This window comes from Bacillus sp. SJZ110 (assembly GCF_006715455.1).
GTDB classification, from domain to species: Bacteria; Bacillota; Bacilli; order Bacillales; family Bacillaceae; genus Bacillus; species Bacillus subtilis.
In genome coordinates this window covers 232,983-258,159 of record NZ_VFNF01000006.1, presented here as the reverse complement: position 1 = coordinate 258,159, position 25,177 = coordinate 232,983, and the positions used below count along the sequence as shown (strand labels likewise).

General features: G+C 46.9%; 22 protein-coding genes. 18 read left to right on the top strand and 4 right to left on the bottom strand.

Annotated elements, in window-relative coordinates; translation table 11 throughout:
* Positions 1-15 precede the first annotated feature (15 nt).
* From purC to purD, 9 genes are all read left to right on the top strand, one after another.
* Positions 16-741 (top strand): phosphoribosylaminoimidazolesuccinocarboxamide synthase, encoded by a 726-nt coding sequence (gene purC / locus FB592_RS17560; RefSeq protein ID WP_141949882.1) that lies wholly within the window; start codon positions 16-18, stop codon positions 739-741.
* Positions 734-988 (top strand): phosphoribosylformylglycinamidine synthase subunit PurS, encoded by a 255-nt coding sequence (purS, locus tag FB592_RS17555; protein ID WP_003219409.1) that lies wholly within the window; start codon positions 734-736, stop codon positions 986-988. Before purC ends, purS begins: the two co-directional genes overlap by 8 nt.
* A complete protein-coding gene (gene purQ, locus FB592_RS17550) occupies positions 985-1,668 on the top strand; it encodes a phosphoribosylformylglycinamidine synthase subunit PurQ (RefSeq protein ID WP_003243954.1) in 684 nt (227 codons plus the stop codon). The genes purS and purQ overlap by 4 nt, the downstream gene beginning before the upstream one ends.
* Positions 1,652-3,880, top strand: a complete 2,229-nt coding sequence (gene purL, locus FB592_RS17545) for a phosphoribosylformylglycinamidine synthase subunit PurL (RefSeq protein WP_141949879.1) — start codon at positions 1,652-1,654, stop codon at positions 3,878-3,880. The genes purQ and purL overlap by 17 nt, the downstream gene beginning before the upstream one ends.
* A complete protein-coding gene (gene purF / locus FB592_RS17540; RefSeq protein WP_003233947.1) occupies positions 3,856-5,286 on the top strand; it encodes an amidophosphoribosyltransferase in 1,431 nt (476 codons plus the stop codon). The genes purL and purF overlap by 25 nt, the downstream gene beginning before the upstream one ends.
* 100 nt (positions 5,287-5,386) lie before the next feature.
* Positions 5,387-6,427 carry a phosphoribosylformylglycinamidine cyclo-ligase gene (purM, locus tag FB592_RS17535; RefSeq protein WP_021481302.1) on the top strand — a complete coding sequence of 347 codons (1,041 nt, stop codon included), beginning with the start codon at positions 5,387-5,389 and terminating at the stop codon, positions 6,425-6,427.
* Positions 6,424-7,011 (top strand): phosphoribosylglycinamide formyltransferase, encoded by a 588-nt coding sequence (gene purN, locus FB592_RS17530; RefSeq protein ID WP_021481301.1) that lies wholly within the window; start codon positions 6,424-6,426, stop codon positions 7,009-7,011. The genes purM and purN overlap by 4 nt, the downstream gene beginning before the upstream one ends.
* Positions 7,008-8,546 carry a bifunctional phosphoribosylaminoimidazolecarboxamide formyltransferase/IMP cyclohydrolase gene (gene purH, locus FB592_RS17525; protein ID WP_003233940.1) on the top strand — a complete coding sequence of 513 codons (1,539 nt, stop codon included), beginning with the start codon at positions 7,008-7,010 and terminating at the stop codon, positions 8,544-8,546. The genes purN and purH overlap by 4 nt, the downstream gene beginning before the upstream one ends.
* Before the next feature lie 15 nt (positions 8,547-8,561).
* Positions 8,562-9,830, top strand: coding sequence for a phosphoribosylamine--glycine ligase (purD, locus tag FB592_RS17520; protein WP_041851230.1), 1,269 nt, complete (start codon positions 8,562-8,564; stop codon positions 9,828-9,830).
* Between the two features lie 40 nt (positions 9,831-9,870).
* On the opposite strand, the gene FB592_RS17515 is transcribed toward purD, so the two are convergent.
* Positions 9,871-10,290, bottom strand: a complete 420-nt coding sequence (locus FB592_RS17515; RefSeq protein ID WP_015252648.1) for an Lrp/AsnC family transcriptional regulator — start codon at positions 10,288-10,290, stop codon at positions 9,871-9,873.
* Positions 10,291-10,433: 143 nt separating this feature from the next.
* On the opposite strand from FB592_RS17515, the gene FB592_RS17510 reads away from it, so the two are divergent.
* Complete coding sequence (locus FB592_RS17510) at positions 10,434-11,708, top strand: APC family permease (RefSeq protein ID WP_141949876.1); 1,275 nt, start codon at positions 10,434-10,436, stop codon at positions 11,706-11,708.
* A gap of 14 nt (positions 11,709-11,722) precedes the next feature.
* Here FB592_RS17510 and FB592_RS17505 read toward each other — a convergent pair whose 3' ends face one another.
* Positions 11,723-11,950 carry a YgaP family membrane protein gene (locus FB592_RS17505; RefSeq protein WP_003233931.1) on the bottom strand — a complete coding sequence of 76 codons (228 nt, stop codon included), beginning with the start codon at positions 11,948-11,950 and terminating at the stop codon, positions 11,723-11,725.
* Positions 11,951-12,078: 128 nt separating this feature from the next.
* Here FB592_RS17505 and FB592_RS17500 point away from each other — a divergent pair, with 128 nt between their 5' ends.
* The 3 genes from FB592_RS17500 to FB592_RS17490 are packed head-to-tail and all read left to right on the top strand — an operon-like array spanning position 12,079 to position 15,160.
* The gene (locus tag FB592_RS17500; protein ID WP_141949874.1) at positions 12,079-13,821 is read left to right on the top strand and encodes an adenine deaminase; all 1,743 of its coding nucleotides are present in this window, start codon (positions 12,079-12,081) and stop codon (positions 13,819-13,821) included.
* 26 nt (positions 13,822-13,847) lie between these two features.
* Positions 13,848-14,843, top strand: a complete 996-nt coding sequence (locus tag FB592_RS17495; RefSeq protein ID WP_015715446.1) for a DUF3048 domain-containing protein — start codon at positions 13,848-13,850, stop codon at positions 14,841-14,843.
* 2 nt (positions 14,844-14,845) lie between these two features.
* Positions 14,846-15,160 (top strand): YerC/YecD family TrpR-related protein, encoded by a 315-nt coding sequence (locus tag FB592_RS17490; protein WP_003219429.1) that lies wholly within the window; start codon positions 14,846-14,848, stop codon positions 15,158-15,160.
* 37 nt (positions 15,161-15,197) lie between these two features.
* Here the strand turns inward: FB592_RS17490 and FB592_RS17485 are convergent, their stop codons facing one another.
* The gene (locus FB592_RS17485) at positions 15,198-16,775 is read right to left on the bottom strand and encodes an FMN-binding glutamate synthase family protein (protein WP_141949872.1); all 1,578 of its coding nucleotides are present in this window, start codon (positions 16,773-16,775) and stop codon (positions 15,198-15,200) included.
* A 264-nt stretch (positions 16,776-17,039) separates the two neighbouring features.
* Between FB592_RS17485 and pcrB the strand changes: the two genes are divergently transcribed.
* The 5 genes from pcrB to FB592_RS17460 all read left to right on the top strand — a co-directional run bounded on the left by pcrB (position 17,040) and on the right by FB592_RS17460 (position 24,415).
* The gene (gene pcrB / locus FB592_RS17480) at positions 17,040-17,726 is read left to right on the top strand and encodes a heptaprenylglyceryl phosphate synthase (RefSeq protein ID WP_070548660.1); all 687 of its coding nucleotides are present in this window, start codon (positions 17,040-17,042) and stop codon (positions 17,724-17,726) included.
* A gap of 61 nt (positions 17,727-17,787) precedes the next feature.
* Positions 17,788-20,007 (top strand): DNA helicase PcrA, encoded by a 2,220-nt coding sequence (gene pcrA / locus FB592_RS17475; protein WP_003233919.1) that lies wholly within the window; start codon positions 17,788-17,790, stop codon positions 20,005-20,007.
* Positions 20,008-20,030: 23 nt separating this feature from the next.
* A complete protein-coding gene (gene ligA, locus FB592_RS17470; protein WP_141949869.1) occupies positions 20,031-22,037 on the top strand; it encodes an NAD-dependent DNA ligase LigA in 2,007 nt (668 codons plus the stop codon).
* Between the two features lie 15 nt (positions 22,038-22,052).
* Positions 22,053-23,243, top strand: a complete 1,191-nt coding sequence (locus FB592_RS17465) for a CamS family sex pheromone protein (protein WP_141949867.1) — start codon at positions 22,053-22,055, stop codon at positions 23,241-23,243.
* Between the two features lie 161 nt (positions 23,244-23,404).
* Positions 23,405-24,415 carry a phosphotransferase enzyme family protein gene (locus tag FB592_RS17460; RefSeq protein WP_141949865.1) on the top strand — a complete coding sequence of 337 codons (1,011 nt, stop codon included), beginning with the start codon at positions 23,405-23,407 and terminating at the stop codon, positions 24,413-24,415.
* Between the two features lie 37 nt (positions 24,416-24,452).
* Here the strand turns inward: FB592_RS17460 and FB592_RS17455 are convergent, their stop codons facing one another.
* Complete coding sequence (locus FB592_RS17455) at positions 24,453-25,151, bottom strand: MgtC/SapB family protein (RefSeq protein ID WP_010886431.1); 699 nt, start codon at positions 25,149-25,151, stop codon at positions 24,453-24,455.
* Positions 25,152-25,177 lie beyond the last annotated feature (26 nt).

Here is a 25,177-nt window from a genome sequence, read left to right as displayed (position 1 = left end):
GTTAGGAGGCCTTCCGTGAATATTGTGAAGAATGAACTTTTATACGAAGGAAAAGCAAAAAAGATCTACAAAACCGATGACGAAAACACGCTGTATGTCGTGTATAAAGACTCCGCCACTGCCTTTAACGGCGAGAAAAAAGCAGAAATCAGCGGGAAAGGGCGCTTAAATAACGAGATTTCAAGCTTGATTTTCAAACATCTTCATACAAAGGGCATTAACAATCACTTTATCGAGCGCATTTCTGAAACAGAACAGCTCATTAAAAAGGTAACGATCGTGCCGCTTGAAGTCGTGGTCAGAAATGTTGTGGCAGGAAGCATGTCCAAACGTCTCGGCATTCCAGAAGGCACGGAGCTTGAGCAGCCGATTATCGAGTTTTACTACAAGGATGACGCGCTGGGTGATCCGCTCATCACAGAAGATCATATTTGGCTTTTGAAAGCGGCGACTCCTGAGCAGGTAGAAACCATTAAGTCCATTACAAAAATAGTAAATGAAGAGCTTCAAAGTATCTTCGACGATTGTCATGTCAGATTAATAGATTTCAAGCTTGAATTCGGTTTAGATGCAGAAGGGCAAGTGCTTTTGGCGGATGAAATTTCTCCTGACACATGCCGCTTGTGGGATAAAGAAACGAACGAAAAGCTGGATAAAGATTTATTCAGACGCAATCTGGGGAGCTTAACCGACGCATACGAAGAGATTTTCAAAAGACTGGGAGGCATTCATCATGTATAAAGTAAAAGTTTATGTCAGCTTAAAAGAAAGTGTACTAGATCCACAAGGGAGCGCTGTCCAGCATGCCTTGCACAGTATGACTTATAACGAAGTTCAAGATGTGCGCATCGGGAAATACATGGAGCTTACCATTGAAAAATCTGACCGTGATCTTGACGTGCTAGTGAAAGAAATGTGCGAAAAACTTCTTGCGAACACAGTGATTGAAGATTACAGATACGAGGTTGAGGAGGTAGTCGCACAGTGAAATTTGCGGTGATTGTGTTACCCGGCTCCAACTGTGATATCGATATGTATCATGCTGTAAAGGATGAGCTCGGCCATGAAGTGGAATACGTCTGGCATGAGGAAACAAGTCTTGACGGCTTCGACGGCGTGTTAATTCCGGGAGGATTTTCTTACGGCGATTACTTAAGATGCGGCGCCATCGCCCGATTTGCGAATATTATGCCAGCTGTCAAACAAGCAGCGGCTGAAGGAAAACCTGTTCTTGGCGTCTGTAACGGATTCCAGATTTTACAGGAGCTTGGGCTGCTGCCAGGCGCAATGAGACGCAACAAAGATCTGAAGTTTATTTGCCGTCCGGTTGAATTGATTGTTCAGAACGACGAAACCTTATTCACAGCTTCCTACGAAAAGGGAGAATCGATTACAATCCCGGTTGCCCATGGTGAAGGGAATTTCTACTGTGATGACGAGACGCTTGCTACATTAAAGGAAAACAATCAAATTGCTTTCACATACGGCTCTAATATTAATGGAAGTGTCAGCGACATTGCCGGTGTCGTGAATGAGAAAGGCAATGTATTAGGCATGATGCCTCACCCTGAGCGCGCGGTCGATGAACTGCTTGGAAGCGCCGACGGTCTTAAATTGTTCCAGTCTATCGTGAAAAATTGGAGGGAAACTCATGTCACTACTGCTTGAACCAAGTAAAGAACAAATAAAAGAAGAGAAACTGTATCAGCAAATGGGTGTCAGTGATGATGAGTTTGCATTGATAGAATCCATTCTTGGAAGATTGCCGAACTACACAGAAATCGGAATTTTTTCTGTCATGTGGTCTGAGCATTGCAGCTATAAAAACTCAAAGCCGATTCTGCGTAAATTCCCGACAAGCGGTGAGCGTGTGCTGCAGGGGCCGGGGGAAGGCGCCGGAATCGTTGATATCGGTGATAACCAAGCGGTTGTGTTCAAAATTGAATCCCATAACCACCCATCAGCTCTCGAGCCTTACCAAGGCGCTGCGACTGGCGTAGGCGGAATTATCCGTGATGTATTCTCAATGGGTGCACGCCCAATCGCTGTATTGAACTCTCTTCGATTTGGTGAACTGACTTCACCACGCGTGAAGTACTTGTTTGAAGAAGTAGTAGCGGGTATCGCCGGATACGGCAACTGTATCGGTATCCCGACAGTCGGCGGAGAGGTGCAGTTTGACAGCAGCTATGAAGGAAATCCGCTCGTCAACGCCATGTGCGTCGGTTTAATCAACCATGAAGACATCAAAAAAGGCCAGGCGAAGGGTGTCGGCAACACAGTAATGTACGTAGGAGCGAAAACAGGGCGTGACGGCATCCACGGCGCTACGTTTGCTTCTGAAGAAATGTCAGACTCGTCTGAAGAAAAGCGTTCTGCTGTCCAAGTCGGCGATCCGTTTATGGAGAAGCTTTTGCTTGAAGCATGTCTGGAAGTCATCCAATGCGACGCCTTAGTCGGCATTCAGGATATGGGAGCTGCCGGTTTAACAAGCTCAAGTGCAGAAATGGCAAGTAAAGCCGGTTCTGGCATTGAAATGAACCTTGACCTGATTCCTCAGCGAGAAACAGGCATGACCGCGTATGAAATGATGCTTTCTGAATCACAAGAACGGATGCTTTTGGTTATTGAGCGCGGACGTGAGCAGGAAATCATCGATATTTTTGACAAGTATGATCTTGAAGCGGTTTCTGTCGGACATGTGACAGATGATAAAATGCTTCGCCTGACACACAAAGGAGAGGTTGTGTGCGAGCTGCCTGTTGATGCCTTGGCAGAAGAAGCACCGGTTTACCATAAGCCTTCTCAAGAGCCTGCTTATTATCGCGAGTTTTTGGAAACGGACGTTCCGGCTCCGCAAATTGAAGATGCGAATGAAACGCTGAAGGCCCTTCTTCAGCAGCCGACGATCGCGAGTAAAGAGTGGGTGTATGATCAGTATGACTACATGGTGCGCACGAATACAGTTGTCGCTCCTGGGTCTGATGCTGGTGTTCTCAGAATCCGCGGAACGAAAAAGGCGCTGGCGATGACGACAGACTGTAACGCGCGTTATCTCTATCTTGATCCTGAAGTCGGAGGGAAAATTGCTGTCGCTGAAGCAGCGCGCAACATCATTTGCTCAGGCGCAGAACCGCTTGCGGTCACAGATAACCTTAACTTCGGAAACCCGGAGAAGCCGGAAATCTTCTGGCAGATCGAAAAAGCGGCAGACGGCATAAGCGAAGCGTGCAATGTTCTCAGCACACCGGTTATCGGCGGTAACGTATCGCTTTATAACGAATCAAACGGCACGGCGATCTATCCGACACCAGTTATCGGCATGGTTGGCTTAATTGAAGATACAGCACACATTACAACACAGCATTTCAAACAAGCGGGAGATCTCGTATATGTGATCGGTGAAACAAAACCAGAGTTTGCCGGAAGCGAGCTGCAAAAAATGACAGAAGGCCGTATTTACGGCAAAGCGCCGCAAATCGATCTTGATGTCGAGCTGTCTCGTCAAAAAGCACTGCTTGACGTGATTAAAAAAGGCTTCGTTCAATCTGCGCATGATGTGTCTGAAGGCGGCTTAGGCGTAGCGATTGCGGAAAGTGTCATGACGACGGAAAACCTTGGCGCTAATGTGACTGTAGAAGGGGAAGCGGCATTATTATTCTCTGAATCTCAATCCCGCTTCGTCGTTTCAGTGAAAAAAGAACATCAAGCTGCGTTTGAAGCAACTGTCAAAGATGCGGTTCATATTGGTGAGGTAACGGCTGACGGAATTCTGGCGGTTCAAAACCAAGATGGACAACAAATGATTCATGCGCAAACGAAAGAGCTTGAACGCGTATGGAAAGGAGCTATCCCATGCTTGCTGAAATCAAAGGCTTAAATGAAGAATGCGGCGTTTTTGGGATTTGGGGACATGAAGAAGCCCCGCAGATCACGTATTACGGTCTCCACAGCCTTCAGCACAGAGGACAGGAGGGTGCGGGCATCGTAGCGACTGACGGTGAAAAGCTGACGGCTCACAAAGGCCAAGGTCTGATCACTGAAGTATTTCAAAACGGCGAACTCAGCAAAGTAAAGGGAAAAGGCGCTATCGGGCACGTTCGGTACGCAACGGCTGGAGGCGGCGGATACGAAAATGTTCAGCCGCTCCTCTTCCGTTCCCAAAACAACGGCAGCCTGGCGCTTGCTCATAACGGAAATCTTGTCAACGCCACTCAGCTGAAGCAGCAGCTTGAAAATCAAGGGAGCATCTTTCAAACCTCTTCGGATACAGAGGTTTTGGCTCACCTGATCAAAAGAAGCGGACACTTCACGCTGAAGGATCAAATTAAAAACTCGCTTTCTATGCTGAAAGGCGCCTACGCGTTCCTGATCATGACCGAAACAGAAATGATTGTCGCACTTGATCCGAACGGGCTGAGACCGCTATCCATCGGCATGATGGGCGACGCTTATGTGGTCGCATCAGAAACATGCGCATTTGACGTCGTCGGCGCAACGTACCTTCGCGAGGTAGAGCCGGGAGAAATGCTGATCATTAATGATGAAGGCATGAAATCAGAGCGTTTTTCCATGAATATCAATCGTTCCATTTGCAGCATGGAGTACATTTATTTCTCCAGACCAGACAGCAATATTGACGGTATTAACGTACACAGTGCCCGTAAAAACCTTGGAAAAATGCTGGCTCAGGAATCCGCAGTTGAAGCTGACGTCGTAACCGGGGTTCCGGATTCCAGTATTTCTGCGGCGATCGGCTATGCAGAGGCAACAGGCATTCCGTATGAGCTCGGTTTAATCAAAAACCGCTATGTTGGCAGAACGTTTATTCAGCCGTCCCAGGCTCTGCGTGAGCAAGGCGTCAGAATGAAGCTGTCTGCGGTGCGCGGGGTTGTAGAAGGCAAACGCGTCGTGATGGTGGATGACTCTATCGTACGCGGAACAACTAGCCGCCGGATTGTCACGATGCTTAGAGAAGCGGGTGCGACAGAGGTGCATGTGAAAATCAGTTCACCGCCGATCGCTCATCCGTGCTTTTACGGCATTGATACTTCCACACATGAAGAATTAATCGCGTCTTCGCATTCTGTTGAAGAAATCCGTCAGGAAATCGGAGCCGATACCCTCTCATTTTTGAGTGTGGAAGGGCTGCTGAAAGGCATCGGCAGAAAATACGATGACTCGAATTGCGGACAGTGTCTCGCTTGCTTTACAGGAAAATATCCGACTGAAATTTACCAGGATACAGTGCTTCCTCACGTAAAAGAAGCAGTATTAACCAAATAAAACTTGAAAATGACATAAAGGCAGCGCAGTTCGGCTGCCTTTCTCTTTCTGCCCTCTTTCGGGGAGATATTTTGAAAAGCGCCTTAAAGGAGTGAATAGGATGTCTGAAGCATATAAAAACGCAGGAGTTGACATCGAAGCCGGATATGAAGCTGTAAAACGAATGAAAAAACACGTGGAGCGCACGAAACGGCTTGGCGTTATGGGCAGCCTTGGCGGTTTTGGCGGCATGTTTGACCTGTCTGAGCTTTCTTATCAAAAACCAGTTCTCATTTCGGGAACGGACGGTGTCGGCACAAAATTAAAGCTCGCTTTTTCTATGGATAAGCATGACACGATTGGCGTGGACGCTGTTGCAATGTGTGTCAATGACGTGCTGGCACAAGGTGCAGAGCCGCTGTTTTTCCTCGATTATTTAGCGGTCGGCAAAGCGGACCCAGTGAAAATTGAACAGATTGTACAAGGTGTTGCGGAAGGCTGTGAGCAGTCAGGTTCAGCCTTAGTCGGCGGTGAAACGGCTGAAATGCCAGGACTCTATACAGCTGATGAATACGATATTGCCGGTTTCTCAGTCGGAGTGGCAGAAAAGGACGAAATCGTGACTGGAGAAAACATCGAAGAGGGCCATCTGTTGATCGGCCTCAGCTCCAGCGGCCTTCACAGCAACGGCTTTTCCCTTGTCAGAAAAGTGCTTCTGGATGATGCGGAGCTGGACCTTGATACAACATATGAGCCGTTTGAACGCCCGCTTGGCGAGGAATTGCTTGAACCGACGAGGATTTACGTGAAGCCTGTGCTTGCCGCGGTCAAAAGCGGAAAAATCGACGGCATGGCGCACGTGACAGGCGGAGGATTTATTGAAAATATTCCGCGTATGCTTCCGGAAGGCTTAAGTGCGGAAATTGATCATGGCTCATGGCCGATCCCGCCGATTTTTTCTTTCTTGCAAGAGTACGGCCAGCTAAAGGAAGAAGACATGTTCAACGTCTTTAATATGGGTATCGGTTTTGTTTTGGCTGTCAAAGAAGAGCATCTGACAGATGTGATCGGAACGCTTGAAAGCCATGGCGAAAAAGCCTATTTAATCGGGCGTGTGAAAAAAGGTGAAGGCGTCACATTCGGCGGTGCGGCACTTTCATGAAAAAGTTTGCGGTATTTGCATCAGGAAACGGTTCAAACTTCGAAGCCATCGTCACGCGTTTGAAGGAGGAGAACTGGGATGCGTCAGCAGCGCTCCTCGTTTGCGACAAACCGCAGGCGAAAGTCATCGAACGGGCGGAAGCATTCCACATTCCATCCTTTGCATTTGAGCCGAAGTCTTATGAAAACAAGGCTGCATTTGAAAAAGCCATTATTGAACAGCTTCGTCTTCACGAGGTTGAATTGATTGTTCTTGCCGGCTATATGAGGCTGATCGGTGATACGCTCCTTCAAGCATATGGAGGAAAAATCATTAACATTCACCCGTCGCTTCTTCCGGCGTTTCCTGGAATCGACGCAGTCGGACAGGCATACCGGGCGGGTGTGAAGGTGGCCGGAATCACCGTGCATTATGTCGATGAAGGAATGGATACAGGTCCGATCATCGCTCAAAAGGCAATCGAAATTGATGAACATGATACATTGGAAACAATCGAACAGCGGATTCACAAGCTTGAGCATAAATGGTATCCGAGTGTGATTAAACAGCTATTAGGATTAAATAACAGAGGTGAAAAGGCATGACCATTAAACGTGCGTTAATCAGTGTTTCAGATAAAACAAATCTCGTTCCTTTCGTAAAAGAACTGACAGAGCTTGGCGTTGAAGTCATCTCCACAGGCGGAACGAAAAAGCTTCTTCAAGAAAACGGTGTGGATGTGATCGGAATTTCGGAAGTGACAGGCTTCCCTGAAATTATGGACGGCCGGTTAAAAACCCTTCACCCGAATATTCACGGCGGCCTTCTGGCGGTTCGCGGCAATGAAGAGCATATGGCGCAGATCAATGAACACGGGATTCAGCCGATTGACCTCGTTGTCGTCAACCTCTATCCATTTAAAGAAACGATTTCTAAGGAAGACGTCACATATGAAGAAGCGATCGAAAATATCGACATCGGCGGACCTGGCATGCTGCGTGCGGCATCAAAGAACCATCAGGATGTCACGGTTATCGTCGATCCGGCCGATTACAGCCCAGTGCTGAATCAAATCAAAGAAGAAGGCAGCGTATCTCTTCAGAAAAAACGCGAGCTCGCGGCAAAGGTATTCCGTCATACTGCGGCATATGATGCACTGATCGCTGACTATCTGACAAATGTTGTCGGTGAAAAAGAACCAGAGCAATTCACTGTGACATTTGAGAAAAAACAATCGCTTCGCTATGGAGAAAACCCGCATCAGGAAGCAACTTTCTATCAAACAGCTCTTCCTGTCAAAGGCTCCATTGCGCAAGCAGAACAGCTTCACGGAAAAGAGCTTTCTTACAACAACATTAAAGACGCGGATGCGGCAGTTCAAATCGTTCGTGAATTCACTGAACCTGCTGCTGTTGCTGTAAAGCATATGAATCCGTGCGGTGTGGGAACAGGAAAAACGATCGCTGAAGCGTTTGACAGAGCGTTTGAAGCGGATAAAACATCTATCTTCGGCGGCATTATCGCGCTGAACCGTGAAGTGGACAAGACAACTGCCGAAGCGCTTCACAACATTTTCTTAGAAATCATCATTGCGCCTTCATTCAGCCAAGAAGCGCTCGACGTCCTGACTGCGAAGAAAAATCTCCGTCTGCTGACGCTTGACGTATCCGCCGCTGTTCAAAAAGAAAAACAGCTGACATCTGTTCAAGGCGGGCTGCTGATTCAAGATTTAGATATGCACGGCTTTGATGATGCGGAGATCAGCATCCCGACAAAAAGAGAGCCGAATGAGCAAGAGTGGGAAGACTTGAAGCTTGCTTGGAAAGTCGTGAAGCATGTGAAATCAAATGCGATCGTTCTCGCAAAGGACAACATGACAGTCGGCGTGGGAGCAGGCCAAATGAACCGCGTCGGATCGGCAAAAATCGCAATCGAGCAAGCAGGGGAAAAAGCGAAAGGCAGCGCGCTCGGATCTGATGCATTTTTCCCAATGCCGGATACTGTTGAAGAAGCGGCAAAAGCGGGCGTTACGGCTATCATTCAGCCGGGGGGATCTGTGCGTGACGAGGATTCCATCAAAAAAGCGGATGAATACGGCATTGCCATGGTATTCACCGGCATCAGACACTTCAAACATTAAGGGGATGAAAACGACGTGAATGTATTAATTATCGGTAAAGGCGGAAGAGAACATACGCTGGCGTGGAAGGCAGCGCAAAGCAGCCTCGTCGAGAATGTATTTGCAGCTCCTGGAAATGACGGCATGGAAGCTTCCGCACAGCTTGTAAACATTGAGGAAAGCGACCACGCAGGGCTTGTCTCGTTTGCAAAAGAAAACCAGGTCGGCCTAACCATTGTCGGCCCTGAGGTTCCTTTAATTGAAGGTCTGGTGGATGAATTCGAAAAAGCGGGTCTGCGCGTGTTCGGCCCGTCAAAAGCCGCGGCGATCATCGAAGGAAGCAAACAGTTCGCTAAGGACTTAATGAAGAAATACGACATTCCGACCGCAGAATACGACACGTTTACATCCTTTGATGAGGCGAAGGCATATGTACAGGAAAAAGGTGCTCCGATTGTGATAAAAGCAGATGGACTTGCAGCTGGAAAAGGCGTTACTGTGGCTATGACAGAGGAAGAAGCAATTGCATGTCTGCATGACTTTCTTGAGGATGAAAAGTTCGGTGATGCGAGCGCGTCCGTTGTCATTGAAGAATACCTTTCTGGTGAAGAATTTTCTCTAATGGCCTTTGTCAAAGGAGAAAAAGTGTATCCAATGGTGATTGCCCAGGATCACAAGCGTGCGTTTGACGGAGACAAAGGCCCGAATACGGGCGGAATGGGCGCTTACTCTCCAGTTCCGCAAATTTCGGAAGAAACGGTTCGCCATGCTGTAGAAACGATCGTGAAGCCGGCCGCAAAAGCAATGGTACAAGAAGGCCGTTCCTTCACTGGCGTTTTGTACGCTGGATTGATGCTTACTGAAAACGGCTCGAAGGTCATTGAATTTAATGCCCGTTTCGGCGATCCGGAAACACAGGTCGTGCTTCCGCGCATGGAATCTGATCTGGTACAGGTGCTTCTTGATCTTTTAGATGATAAGGAAGTTGACTTAAGATGGAAGGATACCGCTGCTGTTAGTGTGGTGCTTGCTTCTGAAGGATATCCGGAAAGCTACGCAAAAGGCACGCCGATCGGCAGCCTTGCTGCGGAAACTGAGCAGGTCGTGGTCTTCCATGCCGGAACGAAAGCAGAAGGCGGAGAGTTCGTTACAAACGGGGGGCGCGTCGCCAATGTGACAGCTTTTGATGAATCGTTTGAAGCGGCTAGAGACCGAGTGTACAAAGCGGTTGATGAAATTTTCAAACCGGGACTCTTTTTCAGAAAAGACATTGGGGCACGCGCTTTAAAGGCTGCTCAAAAATAACTGAGGAAAACCCGCAGATTAGCTGCGGGTTTTTTTGTTATCAAAAAGCGGGATGGCAGCTGGAAGAAGAAAGCACAACGAGTGTGGTTGGTTTTCCATGGGCCATCGAGGCGTCAATAAAATCCTCAAGCGTATGTACCGATTCAGTCACGACCTTTGTCACATAGCTGTACATCCCTGTGATGCGGTGATTTTCTGCTACATCAGGATGCGATGTTGCAAAGGCGGCGTAGTGCTTACAGCTTTTTGGCTCCATGAGAATAAAAGCGGTGACATGCTTGTTTAGTTTTTCGTAACAGATATTCGCGCTGTAGCCGGTAATCACTCCTTTGTCTTCAAGCTTCCTGACACGCTCCGCCGCGCTTGGCGAACTGAGTCCGACAAGCTTTCCCAGCTCAACCATCGTTAATCTGCCGTTTCGCTGCAAATGCGAGAGAATCTGAAGGTCTGTATCGTCCATTTGTCCGGCTCCTTTACATATTTAGGCGAATGAATGAAAATTCCTTTGATCATAAGGCAATGCTGTTGACTTACCTTCATTGTAGCATATGGATGCCGTCTTATTTTTTCTATAATAAAGCCATCAATCAGAGAGGAGGCATCATGTTGCCAGAATTACAGCGCTCTATTACTTGGATACAAGGGACGGCGTTAACGATTGGGGCGGTTTTAGGATGCGGGATATTAATTTTGCCGTCTGTTACCGCGGATACGGCCGGTCCGGCTTCTTTATTTGTCTGGGTATTCATGTCTTTTTTATCTTTTCTTCTCGTCGGCACGCTGGCACGGCTTGTGAAAATTGCGCCTAGTGCGGGAGGAATCACTGCTTATGTGCAGCTGGCCTTTCGAAAAAAAGCCGGAGCGATTTTGGGCTGGATCATGTTAGGGTCCGTTCCGATCGGCGTTCCCATCATCGCTTTGACTGGCGCGCATTACGTCAGTTACGTCACAGAGGCGGCGGATTGGCAGGTTACATCGATTGCTGGTTGTATGCTGGCTATATCTATTTTGCTTCATATGAAAGGGATTCAACTATCAGCAAACATCAGTACACTCGTCATATGTGTCATCGTATTTCTGCTTGTCACTTCTATTGCTGTGTCATTGCCACACGTCACGATAGCAGAATTCAAGCCGTTTCTTCCGCATGGCTGGTCTGTTGCTGGATCTGTTTCTGTTATGATTTTTTTCTCTTTTGTAGGCTGGGAAATGATTACTCCATTGGCTGAGGAATTTCATCGCCCTGAAAAAGATGTCCCAATCAGCTTGTTTTTGGGAGCGTCTTGTGTGGCGGGGCTGTATATCTTGCTGTCATTTGTGACGGTGGGAACTCATTCATACGGAGAGAATGGAGAAATTGCCTCGCTTGCCATGCTCATCTCAAAAGGAGCAGGGGAAAGCGGTGTATATGTTACGGTATGTTTAGCGCTGTTTATTACATTCGCCACCATCCATGCCAATATTGCTGGTTTTTCAAGAATGGTGTATGCATTGGCGAGAGAGGGGCACATTCCTGTATATTTTGGAAAACTCAGTGCGACAAAACGTACGCCTATTCGCGTTTTGACAGCGATGGCCGCAGTGTTTGGCTTAGTGCTTGCGGCGCATGGCCTGTTTCAAATCGATTTGACGACTCTGTTGAAAGGGCCGAGCGCGGCTTTTATCGCATCTTACATATGTACAATGGCGGCAGCACTGAAACTGCTGGGCAGGAGAGATATAGGCTGGTGGATGGCGCTCGGGGCATTTACGGCGTGCGCGGTGATTTATTCATTCAGCGGCTGGGCACTGCTTTATCCGGCAGTGCTGGCAGCTGCAGGATATTTCTATATGAAAACAAAGGGTGGGCATAAAAAAAAGCTTGATCACGTTTTGTGATCAAGCTTTTCCATTTATCCGTTTTGATGCTCGTTATTTCCAGAATCACTGTGTTGAAACATGTAGGTCACAGGACAGAAGCGCAAGATTCCCGAACCCGCTTTCATGGCCCCCATAAAGATGTAAAAGAGATGCATTCTGCACCAAGGTTTTTTCGTAAACTTTGCACTGGCGGCTGACATAATCGTCAATCCGCAGGCGATTCTGAACACGGCATTGATGAGACTGATGTTTGGCTTCAAGGAAATCCGCTCCTTTTACTTAAAAAAGTTTTTTAACCGAACCTTCAAAAATTTGTAACGTTTTTATCGTGCGTGATGAGGAAGGATGTGATACCATGAGTCTAATACATGTAAAGGAGAGTATGTGAATGTCCGAACGCACCTTTAACTGGAAAAACAAAGACATCAGGGCACAGGTTGATGTTGTAGACTCAAAGCTGCTTCCAACGCTCCTTTTACGGAATGCTCTCGTCTTAAATCCATATGTAAAACAATGGCTGAAAAAAAACATTTGGATTTATCAGGACCGCATTGTTTATGTGGGTCATGAACTTCCGAATAGAGCCGAAGAAATTCATACGATTGATTGTGAAGGAAAATACATTGTGCCAGGTTATATTGAACCGCACGCACATCCTTTTCAAATATATAATCCCCAAACACTGGCGGAATATGTGTCTCAATACGGAACAACGACATTCGTGAACGATAACTTATTCTTGCTTTTGCAAAGCGGAAAAAAGAAAGCGCTTACGATTTTGAATGAACTCAAAAAGCAGCCTGTCCAGTATTTTTGGTGGTCACGCTATGATCTCCAGACCGAGGTTCTGAACGAGGACCACGTCCTTCCATTTGACGTCAGAAAACAGTGGATTGAACATCCGGATGTGATTCAAGGCGGAGAAATGACCGGATGGCCTCGCTTGGTAGATGGTGATGATTTAATGCTCCACTGCATGCAAGCTACAAAGAAACAGCGAAAACGCATTGAAGGGCATTTTCCCGGCGCATCTGATAAAACGCTTACAAAAATGAAGCTGTTCGGTGCGGATTGTGATCATGAAGCGATGACAGGTGATGAAGTGATGAGAAGGCTGGAACTGGGCTATTATGTTTCCCTTCGGAACTCTTCCATTCGCCCCGATGTAAGAAAAATCTTGCAAGAGCTGCATGAGAAGGGCTTCCGCTATTATGACCACTTCTTTTACACGACAGATGGCGCAACCCCGAATTTCTATAAAGGCGGCATGACAAACGAGCTGATTCGCATCGCTTTAGAAGAAGGCGTACCTGCAATCGACGCCTACAATATGGCATCATTTAATATCGCAAAGTATTACCAAATGGATGATTATTTAGGAGTTGTCGGACCGGGCAGACTGGCATCGCTCAACATACTGGAAGATCCGTTAAATCCGAATCCCGTGACTGTTCTGTCAAAAGGGACCATTCTGCGTGAAGACGGCTGTAATTTGAAGGCGTTTACAAAAACGGACTGGCACAAAGGCGGTCTTGTCCCGCTTGAGCTTTCATATGATATGACGATGGATGACTTGCAGTTTTCTATGCCGATGGGCGTGAAAATGCGGAATGCGGTTATTATGGAGCCATATATGATTGAGATCGACAATTCGATGGAACAGCTCTCGTTTGACCATGATGAAAGTTATTTGACGATGCTCGACAGACACGGGAAATGGCGCGTCAATACGATGATAAAAGGGTTTGCCTCAAGCGTGCAGGGATTTGTAAGCTCCTTTACGACGACGGGCGACATTGTCGCGATTGGAAAAAATAAAGCGGATATGCTACTCGCTTTCGCCCGCATGAAAGAAATCGGAGGAGGAATTGTTCTGGCGGAAAATGGCAGAATTCTGTATGAAATTCCGCTTGCGCTGTGCGGCTGCGCCTCTTCGGAAGCATATGAAGTCGTGCTTGAGAAGGAACAAAAGCTGAGAGATCTTTTGACTGAAAGAGGCTATGAGTTTTGCGATCCTATCTATACGCTGCTCTTTTTGCAAAGTACGCACCTTCCGTATATACGCATTACGCCAAGAGGAATCTTCGACGTCATGAAAAAAACTGTACTCTTTCCATCGATAATGCGTTAAAATATAAAAGAGCAGGGAGCCGACATATGAAAAAATGGATGACAGTTTGCGCGCTGTGTTTCGTGTTTTTTCTGCTGGTATCCTGCCAGCAGAAGGATGCTGTCCCGGATACTGCAAAGAAGCTGAAAGCTCCTTTAACGGGGCTAAAGACTGAACAGAAGGTGACTGAACGCCGGCCTGTTGCTGTTGTGGTGAACAATCACCCGAAGGCGAGGCCGCAGTCGGGTCTGTCTAAAGCCGACATTGTCATAGAAGCGCTAGCCGAAGGGCAAATCACAAGATTTCTGGCCATTTTCCAAAGCCAGATGCCTGAAACTGTCGGACCTGTGCGGAGCGCGCGGGAATATTTCGTCACTCTCAGCAATGGCTTTGACAGCATATTTGTCCATCACGGCTGGAGTCCCGGCGCCAAAGAGCAGCTGGAATCCGGAGCTGCTGATTATATGAACGGATTAGATTTTGACGGAAGCTTATTTTGGAGAGCTGATTTCAGCAAACCGCCCCACAATTCCTATACGTCTTATGATTACATAAAAAAGGCGGCAGAACAAAAGGGTTATAAGCTGAAGCAGGAAACAAATCCGCTGCTGTTTCAAACATCAGATGCAAAACCTGCAAATGAATCTTACAATGTTCGGGTAGATTATGGAACAAATAACGTTACAAATCTTGTCGAATACAACTATGATAAAAAAGCTGAATCTTATACAAGAAGCTCTGATGGTGTCATAACGACAGACCGGGAAACCGGAAAGCCGGTTGCAATGCAAAATATTTTCATTGTTGAAGCCAGCCATCATATTATTGATCAAGATGGAAGGCGGGACATCGACTTGGAATCAGGGGGAAAAGGTCTGTTGTTTCAGCACGGAAACGTCATTGAAACAGACTGGAAACAAGTGAATGGCAGAATTGTGCCGGTAAAAGACGGCAAGTGGCTTCCGTTTGTGCCAGGAAAGACTTGGATCAATATCGTACCTGATCTTGATGCGGCTTCCATTAGTAAAGGAGAAGGTGTGTAACGATGCAAATCGATAAATTACGCGGCAAAGAGCTGGACCAGTTATTTAACTCGATCTTATCGCTGAAAGACCTGGAGGAATGTTACCGATTCTTCGATGATCTATGCACAATTAACGAAATTCAATCGCTGGCTCAGCGCCTTGAAGTGGCGCGCATGCTTCGCGAAGGAAACACGTATCATAAGATTGAAACAGAAACAGGCGCTTCCACGGCTACGATTTCCCGTGTGAAACGCTGCTTAAATTACGGAAATGACGCTTATGAAATGGCGCTTGACCGTGTGAAGGAGACTGAAACTGAGTCTTCTTCAAAATAATAAACAACCGCCCTGCCGTCTGGCAAGGGCGGTTTCTTTATGAAACAAATTGATGGATCAGGTTGTCGATATCGATGATACTGCCATCCTCTTTCCGATAGACAACATGCTCCTTGGAAAAGTGAATCGGCGAATTAATCCCTGCTGCGGCTGCGAGGTTAAATAGCCCCTCGCGCAGGGAAATGACGTAGTTGCAGACACGATGCTGTTTTTCCTCAACGCTCAATGCTTTTTGCAATTTCGGATCTGTCGTCGCCACACCTGCCGGACAGGTGTTGGTGTGGCAGACGAGAGCGCGGATGCAGCCAACGGAAAACATCATGCCGCGTGCGATGTTGACAAAGTCAGCGCCGAGGGCTAAGGCGACCGCGATTTTATCAGGAGTCAGGAGCTTTCCGGAAGCAAAGATTTTCAGCTGGCTGCGCAAGCCGTATTGTTTAAGAAGCGTGTCAACAATAGGCAGCGCTGTCATAATCGGAAGACCGACTGTATCCGCGAGCTCGTAAAAGGAAGCTCCGGTACCGCCTTCACTTCCGTCGATCGTGATAAAATCCGGCTGCTTTCCGCTTTTCTGCATATGAGAGAAAAGCTCATGCAATTCTTCAGAATGCCCTGCGACCAGTTTGATGCCGACTGGCTTTTGTCCGACATCTCTAAGTTTTTCAATAAAGTCGAGCATTTCAGGAGGGTTTGAGAATTCATAAAAGCGGTTCGGGCTGTCAATCGACTTTCCAGGTTCGACATTCCGAATGTCTGCCACTTCCTCTGATACTTTGGCGCCGTCCACATGGCCGCCGCGGGTTTTCGCTCCTTGTGCCAGCTTTAGCTCAAACGCTTTAATCTGGTCAATCCTGCTTTTTCTTTTAAATTCCTCCCACGAAAATTCCCCGTTTCTTTTGCGCACGCCGAATAGGCCCGGTCCGATTTGGCAAATGATATCGGCGCCGCCCTTTAAGTGATACTCAGACAATCCTCCTTCACCTGTATTCATCCAGGTGCCGCCTGCCTGATGGAGCCCTTTTGAGAGCGCCGTAACAGCCCGTTCTCCAAGAGAACCGTAGCTCATGGCGGACTGGCCGACTAAGCCCTTCACATAAAATGGCTTCTCGCATGTATGCTCGCCAATCACCTGTACATCATCAGGATGGAGAAAATACGGGTCTGCCTTGATATGTTCGGCATGCTCCTTGCGTTTGAATAGATTGTCAGCATCCATTTTATAGATTTGGGTTTCAATTTTTGGCGTTTGATTTACGTGCATTTCTTCCCTTTGTTTTGGAAACATAGCGTTACGGATATAATAGCCAGGTTTATCAAAATCTCTTACAGATCCAAAGCCCATCATTCTGCTTTTGTATTTGCCGGAGATGACGGTTTGCTCATATTCCTTTCGTGAAAATGGCTGCTCTTCATTGTCATTGCTGTATAAATACTGTCTGAGCTCCGGCCCGATTTTTTCAAGGATATACCGAAACCTTCCGATGACGGGATAGTTGCGAAGAATTGAGTGCTCCTGCTGTTTTTCATCCTTTATGTAGATCCAGGCAAACAAGACGATCGGGATAGCGATGATCCCAATGATAAATGCGATGAGTGCTATTATGATGGTTTCCATCTCTCAGCCTCCCTTTTTATGTAACCATTTCCACAGTAGAACACTTTCCAAACAATAGCAGAAGGAATCTGGTGAAAAATGTGTGCTCCTGCCGATACAGGACTCACCATGCAGGTACTGCCATATGCTCTCTTTTTTTATGAAAATAGAATCAAAACACCTTTTTCAGTGAATAACGAGATTAACGGCTTTTTCCGTTTTTCCGCGCTATGTGAATTTGTTATAATGTTTAAATGGTAACAAACGAATGGAGGAACGTATGACGTGTACGATGTAACAGAGTGGAAGCATGTCTTTAAACTCGATCCAAATAAAGATTTGCCTGACGAACAGCTGGAGATTCTTTGCGAATCAGGAACGGATGCGGTCATTATCGGAGGCAGTGATGGTGTGACAGAGGATAATGTCCTGCGGATGATGTCTAAGGTAAGACGGTTTTTGGTACCGTGTGTCCTTGAGGTATCAGCGATTGAAGCGATCGTTCCCGGCTTTGACTTATATTTTATTCCGAGTGTATTAAACAGCAAAAACGCGGATTGGATTGTCGGAATGCACCAGAAAGCCATGAAGGAATACGGAGAACTGATGTCTATGGAAGAAATCGTGGCGGAGGGCTACTGCATCGCAAATCCAGATTGCAAAGCCGCGGCACTGACTGAAGCGGACGCCGATCTGAATATGGATGATATTGTCGCCTATGCGCGTGTGTCGGAGCTGCTGCAACTGCCGATTTTTTATTTAGAATACAGCGGCGTGCTTGGAGACATAGAAGCTGTCAAGAAAACGAAGGCTGTATTGGAAACGTCCACCTTGTTTTACGGCGGCGGCATCAAGGATGCGGAAACGGCCAAGCAGTACGCAGAGCATGCGGACGTGATCGTTATAGGCAATGCTGTGTATGAAGATTTTGACAGGGCTTTGAAAACAGTAGCGGCTGTGAAAGGCGAGTAGTAAATTGTACGGATTTGGTTTATGATAGAACATATGTTTTGTATAGGCGGGTGAACAAATTTTGAATTATATTAGCAATCAATTACTAAGCGGTTTAAACCCCGTTCAGCAGGAAGCAGTCAAAACAACGGACGGGCCTCTTTTGCTGATGGCGGGAGCGGGAAGCGGAAAGACGCGTGTCCTGACACACAGAATTGCTTATTTAATGGCAGAAAAGCATGTGGCGCCGTGGAACATTCTGGCGATCACATTTACAAATAAAGCGGCACGCGAAATGAAAGAACGTGTGGAAAGCATCCTTGGACCCGGCGCGGACGATATCTGGATTTCCACATTCCATAGCATGTGCGTGCGGATCTTGCGCAGAGATATCGACCGGATTGGGATCAACCGAAATTTCTCCATCCTTGATACGGCTGACCAGCTTTCAGTGATCAAGGGGATTTTGAAGGAGCGCAATCTTGATCCGAAGAAGTTTGACCCGAGAAGCATCCTCGGTACGATCAGCAGTGCAAAAAACGAATTGACCGAACCGGAGGAATTCTCTAAAGTTGCCGGCGGCTACTACGATCAGGTGGTCAGCGATGTATATGCTGATTATCAGAAGAAGCTATTGAAAAACCAGTCGCTCGATTTTGACGATTTGATTATGACGACGATTAAACTGTTTGACCGAGTGCCGGAAGTGCTTGAATTTTATCAGCGCAAGTTCCAGTACATTCACGTTGATGAGTATCAGGATACGAACAGGGCGCAATACATGCTCGTTAAGCAGCTTGCCGAGCGTTTCCAGAACCTTTGCGTTGTGGGGGATTCTGATCAGTCAATCTACAGATGGCGCGGCGCGGATATCACCAACATCCTTTCATTTGAAAAAGATTATCCGAATGCAAGCGTGATTTTGCTAGAACAAAACTATCGTTCAACGAAACGGATTTTGCGCGCGGCTAACGAGGTCATTAAAAACAACTCTAACCGCAAACCGAAAAATTTGTGGACGGAAAACGATGAAGGCATCAAGATTTCCTATTATCGCGGTGATAATGAGTTCGGTGAAGGACAGTTTGTGGCCGGCAAAATTCATCAGCTTCACAGCACAGGCAAGCGGAAGCTGTCGGATATCGCCATTTTATACCGGACAAACGCGCAGTCCCGTGTGATTGAGGAAACGCTTCTCAAAGCGGGTTTGAACTATAACATTGTCGGCGGCACAAAGTTCTATGACAGAAAAGAAATTAAAGACATTCTTGCGTACCTGCGCCTCGTATCCAATCCGGATGACGATATCAGTTTCACGCGCATTGTCAATGTGCCGAAGCGCGGAGTCGGCGCGACATCACTTGAAAAAATCGCTTCGTATGCGGCCATAAACGGCTTGTCCTTTTTCCAAGCGATTCAGCAGGTTGATTTTATCGGCGTCAGTGCCAAAGCGGCAAACGCGCTTGACAGCTTTAGACAGATGATTGAAAACCTGACCAATATGCAGGATTACTTATCCATTACAGAGCTGACAGAAGAAATTCTTGATAAGACGGAATACAGAGAAATGCTGAAGGCTGAGAAATCGATCGAAGCCCAAAGCCGTTTAGAAAATATCGACGAGTTCCTGTCTGTAACGAAAAACTTTGAACAGAAAAGTGAAGACAAGACACTCGTTGCGTTCCTGACAGACTTGGCGTTAATCGCAGATATTGATCAGCTCGATCAGAAGGAGGAAGAGTCAGGCGGCAAGGATGCGATCACCCTGATGACACTGCACGCCGCGAAAGGACTGGAGTTCCCGGTTGTTTTCTTGATGGGGCTTGAAGAAGGCGTCTTCCCGCATAGCCGTTCACTCATGGAGGAAGCGGAAATGGAAGAAGAACGCCGCCTTGCGTACGTTGGGATTACAAGGGCTGAACAGGAGCTTTATCTGACCAATGCTAAAATGCGCACCTTGTTTGGCCGGACAAATATGAACCCGGAATCTCGCTTCATTGCTGAAATACCGGATGATTTATTGGAAAACCTAAATGAGAAAAAAGAAACGAGAGCGACGTCTGCGAGAAAAATGCAGCCGAGACGCGGCCCTGTTTCACGCCCCGTATCCTACGCCAGCAAAACAGGCGGCGACACCTTGAACTGGGCAGTCGGAGATAAGGCGGGCCATAAAAAATGGGGAACAGGAACTGTCGTCAGCGTAAAAGGCGAAGGAGAAGGGACGGAGCTCGATATTGCCTTCCCGAGCCCTGTCGGCGTGAAACGCCTGTTAGCAGCATTTGCTCCTATTGAAAAGCAGTAATTGAAGAGGAAAGGAAGAAGCAGATGGACAAAGAAACAGCGAAGCAGCGGGCAGAAGAACTGCGCCGCACCATCAACAAGTATAGCTATGAATATTACACCTTAGATGAACCGAGCGTCCCAGATGCCGAATACGACAGATTGATGCAGGAGCTGATTGCGATCGAGGATGAGCACCCAGACCTCAGAACGCCTGACTCTCCTACGCAGCGCGTCGGCGGAGCCGTGCTTGAAGCGTTTCAAAAAGTCACCCACGGCACACCGATGCTCAGTCTGGGCAACGCCTTTAATGCTGATGATCTTCGTGATTTCGACCGCCGTGTGCGCCAAGCCGTCGGTGACGATGTGGCGTATAATGTGGAGCTGAAAATAGACGGTCTTGCTGTTTCTCTCCGTTATGAAGACGGCTATTTTGTCAGAGGGGCCACAAGAGGTGACGGGACGACGGGAGAGGATATCACGGAGAATCTGAAGACGATCCGCAATATCCCCCTTAAAATGAACCGTGAGCTGTCAATCGAAGTGCGCGGCGAGGCGTATATGCCGAAGCGTTCGTTTGAAGCACTCAATGAGGAACGGATTAAAAATGAGGAAGAACCGTTCGCCAATCCGCGAAATGCCGCGGCGGGATCACTTAGGCAGCTCGATCCGAAAATTGCAGCGAAACGAAACCTCGATATCTTCGTCTACAGTATAGCGGAGCTTGACGAGATGGGTGTAGAGACGCAAAGCCAAGGGCTTGATTTTCTCGACGAACTCGGATTTAAAACGAATCAGGAACGAAAAAAATGCGGCGACATAGAAGAAGTCATTACGCTAATCGATGAGCTTCAGGCGAAGCGCGCGGACCTGCCGTACGAAATAGACGGCATTGTCATTAAAGTCGATTCCCTCGATCAGCAGGAGGAGCTCGGTTTTACGGCGAAAAGCCCGCGCTGGGCCATCGCGTATAAGTTTCCTGCTGAAGAGGTCGTGACGAAACTTCTCGATATCGAATTAAATGTCGGCAGAACGGGTGTGATCACGCCGACCGCGATTCTTGAGCCGGTAAAAGTTGCCGGCACAACGGTCTCAAGAGCATCCCTTCATAACGAAGATTTAATTAAAGAGAAGGACATTCGGATTTTGGATAAGGTTGTCGTCAAAAAAGCGGGCGATATCATCCCGGAAGTTGTGAATGTCCTCGTTGAACAGCGCACAGGAGAAGAAAAGGAATTCAGTATGCCGACGGAATGTCCTGAATGCGGCAGTGAGCTCGTCCGGATCGAAGGAGAAGTGGCGCTTCGCTGCATTAACCCTGAATGTCCGGCGCAAATCCGGGAAGGGCTGATCCATTTCGTTTCCCGCAATGCCATGAACATTGATGGGCTCGGCGAACGAGTGATCACACAGCTGTTTGAGGAAAACCTTGTCCGCAATGTGGCAGATTTATATAAGCTGACGAAGGAACGAGTCATCCAGCTCGAGCGCATGGGCGAAAAGTCCACTGAAAACCTGATCAGCTCCATCCAAAAATCAAAAGAAAATTCGTTAGAGCGCCTGCTGTTTGGGCTTGGCATCCGTTTTATCGGATCAAAGGCCGCAAAGACGCTTGCCATGCATTTTGAAAGCTTGGAGAATCTGAAAAAAGCCTCTAAAGAGGAACTTCTCGCGGTAGATGAAGTCGGTGAAAAAATGGCTGATGCTGTGATCACCTATTTTCATAAAGAAGAAATGCTTGAACTCTTGAATGAACTTCAGGAGCTGGGCGTAAACACGCTCTACAAAGGCCCGAAAAAAGTAAAAGCAGAGGACAGCGACTCTTACTTTGCCGGTAAAACAATTGTTCTGACAGGAAAGCTGGAAGAGCTGTCAAGAAACGAAGCCAAAGCGCAAATCGAAGCGCTGGGCGGAAAGCTGACTGGAAGCGTCAGCAAAAACACAGACTTAGTCATCGCCGGAGAAGCGGCGGGAAGCAAGCTGACAAAAGCACAAGAGCTGAACATTGAAGTGTGGAATGAAGAACAGTTAATGGGAGAGCTAAAGAAATAAGAGGAGTGTTTTCTATTGAAAAAGACGTTGGCATTGGCGGCAACGGCGGCAGTATTAATGCTGTCTGCCTGCTCGTCAGGTTTCGGGGGGGAGAAGGAGGAAGAGATTACGCAAAAGACGGCGAAATCGTCAGAAAAAGCGATTGTCCCGAAATATAATATCTCTGACTCCTATTACAAAATGGTGCTGCCGTTTAAGGCAGGCAAAGCGCGCGGCTTAACAACGGAACAGCTGAATACTAGGCTGGACATTGACGAGTTTGAAACAGGGCTGATGCGTCTTGCCCAAGATTCTTTCTCGACTGACGATTATCTGTTCCAAGAAGGACAATACTTAGATGAGGATACAGTATTAAGCTGGCTGGCACGGAAAAAAACGGGCTCTGATTTGAAAAAAGCCGAAAAAGATGATAAAAACTTCAAAAATGAAGGCTTGAATCCAGCGCTCCCGAGTTCTGGTTCAACAGAAGAAAAGAACGAAAGCAGCCCGATTTATTTAGCATCCATGCTTGAGCACGATTATTTAGTCAGAAAAGACAAGAATTCTATCCAGCTTGGCGGCGTAATGATCGGACTGGCATTAAACTCCGTGTATTACTATCGTGAAAAAACAGGCGATCCGCAAAAAGAAGTGGAGATTAAGGACAGCACGCTTCGCCAGCAGGGAGAAAAAATTGCACAGGAGGTTATTAACCGCCTCCGCAAAAAAGATAACTTGAAGAATGTGCCGATTACCGTCGCGCTCTACAAGCAGGCGTCAAAAACATCGATTGTGCCGGGGAACTTCATCGCCAAAACAGAGGTCAAAGCAGGCTCTACTGATATCTCAAATTGGGATGACATCAATGAAAAATATGTATTCTATCCGGCAGATACAACCACAGCAGAAAAGTACCCGGATGACACCGAGGTCTTTAAGCGGTTCAAAAATTCAATTGAAGAATATTTCCCGAACTATACAGGCGTTGTCGGTACAGCGCTGTATGATAATGATGAAATGAAGAAAATGAAGATTGACATACCAATGCAATTCTACGGAAAAAGTGAAGTTGTCGCGTTTACCCAGTTTTTAACGGGTGAAGTGATGGACTACTACTCTAAAGGCTCAGTTGATGTCGAAGTCAATATTACGTCCTCAGACGGACAGGAAGCGGTTATTATCCGCAATGCCGGAGATAAAGAGCCGACTGTTCACATTTATGACTGATAGAAAACCCTTGTGCCATATTGGCACAAGGGTTTTTATGTTACAATTAACAGGAAAAGGGAAATTATTTTCGCTTCTGCCGAAACACAAATCAAGGGGAGGTATGTTGATGCTGGAAATCGTGTGAAAACAATCATTATCAAATCTATAGCAATGAAAGGATGTTAGACGTGCATAAAGATATCAAAAAAATATTTCATGAAGAGCAGGTTTTGGCAGAAGCTGCAGCGAAATACGGTTTCTCAAAAGATCAGGTGCGTTTTCTGGCTGATGCGGAAAACTATGTATATGAATGCATGAAAGACAATCAACCTTATATTTTAAAGATTACCCATACGATTCGGAGATCTTCTGATTATATAATGGGAGAGATGGAATGGCTCCGTCACCTTGCAATAGGGGGAATTTCAGTAGCCAAACCGCTCCCATCGCTGAACGGAAAAGACGTAGAAGCAGTGCCGGACGGAAACGGCGGGTCATTTTTATTGAGAGTGTATGAGAAAGCGCCGGGGCAAAAAGTGGATGAATCGGACTGGAATGAAACGCTATTTTATGAGCTTGGCAGATACACAGGCAGCATGCACAGCCTGACAAAAAGCTACAAATTGAGCAATCCCGCTTTCAAAAGACAGGAATGGGATGAAGAGGAGCAATTAAAGCTGAGAAAATATGTGCCTGAAGATCAGATAAAGGTGTTTCAGCAAGCCGATTCTTTGATGAATGAACTGCGGAGGCTCCCGAAAAGCCAGGACAGCTACGGCTTGGTGCATGCGGATCTGCACCATGGCAATTTTAACTGGGATCATGGCAAAATCACGGCATTTGATTTTGATGATATCGGCTACAACTGGTTTGTTAACGATATTAGCATTCTTCTCTACAATGTCCTGTGGTATCCTGTTGTGCCATATGAGGATAAAGCTGCGTTTACAGCAGAATTTATGACGCATTTTATGAAAGGGTACTGGGAGGAAAATGAGCTTGACCCTGCATGGCTGATGATAATACCTGATTTCCTCCGCCTTCGCCATATGCTGATTTACGGATTGCTGCATCAGATGTTTGACCTTAACACAATAGGAGAAGAAGAAAAAGAAATGCTGGCCGGTTTCAGAAGAGATATAGAGAATGGCACGCCGATTACAGCATTTGATTTTTCAGCACTGGTGTAGATAGAAGAAGCCAATGGGATTCCAGTCCCATTGGCTTTTATAATGTATCACACTTCACGCCGACTACGCCTTCAATGGCTTTAATGTCATAGTAGACATCGGTCGTGTATCTGTTTTTATGGACGCGGACCTTCACTTCCATAATTGGAAAATCCTTTTCGCCCAGGTCGTCGATCCGAACGGAGTGTGCTTTGATATCTCTTCTTTTCATTTCTTTTAAAATCTCTGTCATTTTGTCTTTATCAGAAAGCGACATTCTGATGCGGATGTCTTTTTCCTGCAGGCGGTCGGGGCCGATTTTTCTGACCACCCATGGGAGAAATTCCACGCTGATCAGGATGAACAGAAGACTGGCAAACGCTTCTTTATAAAAACCGGCTCCCGTAGCAAGCCCGAGCCCCGCTGCCCCCCAGATCATGGCCGATGTCGTCAGGCCGGAAATGACATCATTGCTTTTTCGCAGGATGACACCGGCGCCGATAAACCCGACGCCGGAGATGATTTGTGCCGGCAGACGAAGCGGATCCATCATGATGCGGTAGTATTTAGGGAAATGATATGCCGCATTAATACTGACGATCGTCAGCATGCATGAGCTGACTGCGATGACAATACAGGTTTTTAATCCGAGCGGCTTATTTTTTAATTCGCGTTCAAGCCCGATGACCATGCCAATCAATGTGGCAATGCCCAATTTCAATAAAATATCAGGATCAATATACCAGCTCAACAGCAAACTTCCCCCTTCTCTATGGTGTTTTT

Bases quoted from the DNA above. Each gene is read 5' to 3' on its own strand.
- purS (WP_003219409.1), top strand. From the start codon at position 734: ATGTATAAAGTAAAAGTTTATGTCAGCTTAAAAGAAAGTGTACTAGAT.
- purL (WP_141949879.1), top strand. From the start codon at position 1,652: ATGTCACTACTGCTTGAACCAAGTAAAGAACAAATAAAAGAAGAGAAA.
- purF (WP_003233947.1), top strand. From the start codon at position 3,856: ATGCTTGCTGAAATCAAAGGCTTAAATGAAGAATGCGGCGTTTTTGGG.
- purM (WP_021481302.1), top strand. From the start codon at position 5,387: ATGTCTGAAGCATATAAAAACGCAGGAGTTGACATCGAAGCCGGATAT.
- purN (WP_021481301.1), top strand. From the start codon at position 6,424: ATGAAAAAGTTTGCGGTATTTGCATCAGGAAACGGTTCAAACTTCGAA.
- purH (WP_003233940.1), top strand. From the start codon at position 7,008: ATGACCATTAAACGTGCGTTAATCAGTGTTTCAGATAAAACAAATCTC.
- FB592_RS17515 (WP_015252648.1), bottom strand. From the start codon at position 10,290: ATGGACGATACAGACCTTCAGATTCTCTCGCATTTGCAGCGAAACGGC.
- FB592_RS17510 (WP_141949876.1), top strand. From the start codon at position 10,434: ATGTTGCCAGAATTACAGCGCTCTATTACTTGGATACAAGGGACGGCG.
- FB592_RS17500 (WP_141949874.1), top strand. From the start codon at position 12,079: ATGTCCGAACGCACCTTTAACTGGAAAAACAAAGACATCAGGGCACAG.
- FB592_RS17495 (WP_015715446.1), top strand. From the start codon at position 13,848: ATGAAAAAATGGATGACAGTTTGCGCGCTGTGTTTCGTGTTTTTTCTG.
- FB592_RS17490 (WP_003219429.1), top strand. From the start codon at position 14,846: ATGCAAATCGATAAATTACGCGGCAAAGAGCTGGACCAGTTATTTAAC.
- FB592_RS17485 (WP_141949872.1), bottom strand. From the start codon at position 16,775: ATGGAAACCATCATAATAGCACTCATCGCATTTATCATTGGGATCATC.
- ligA (WP_141949869.1), top strand. From the start codon at position 20,031: ATGGACAAAGAAACAGCGAAGCAGCGGGCAGAAGAACTGCGCCGCACC.
- FB592_RS17460 (WP_141949865.1), top strand. From the start codon at position 23,405: ATGTTAGACGTGCATAAAGATATCAAAAAAATATTTCATGAAGAGCAG.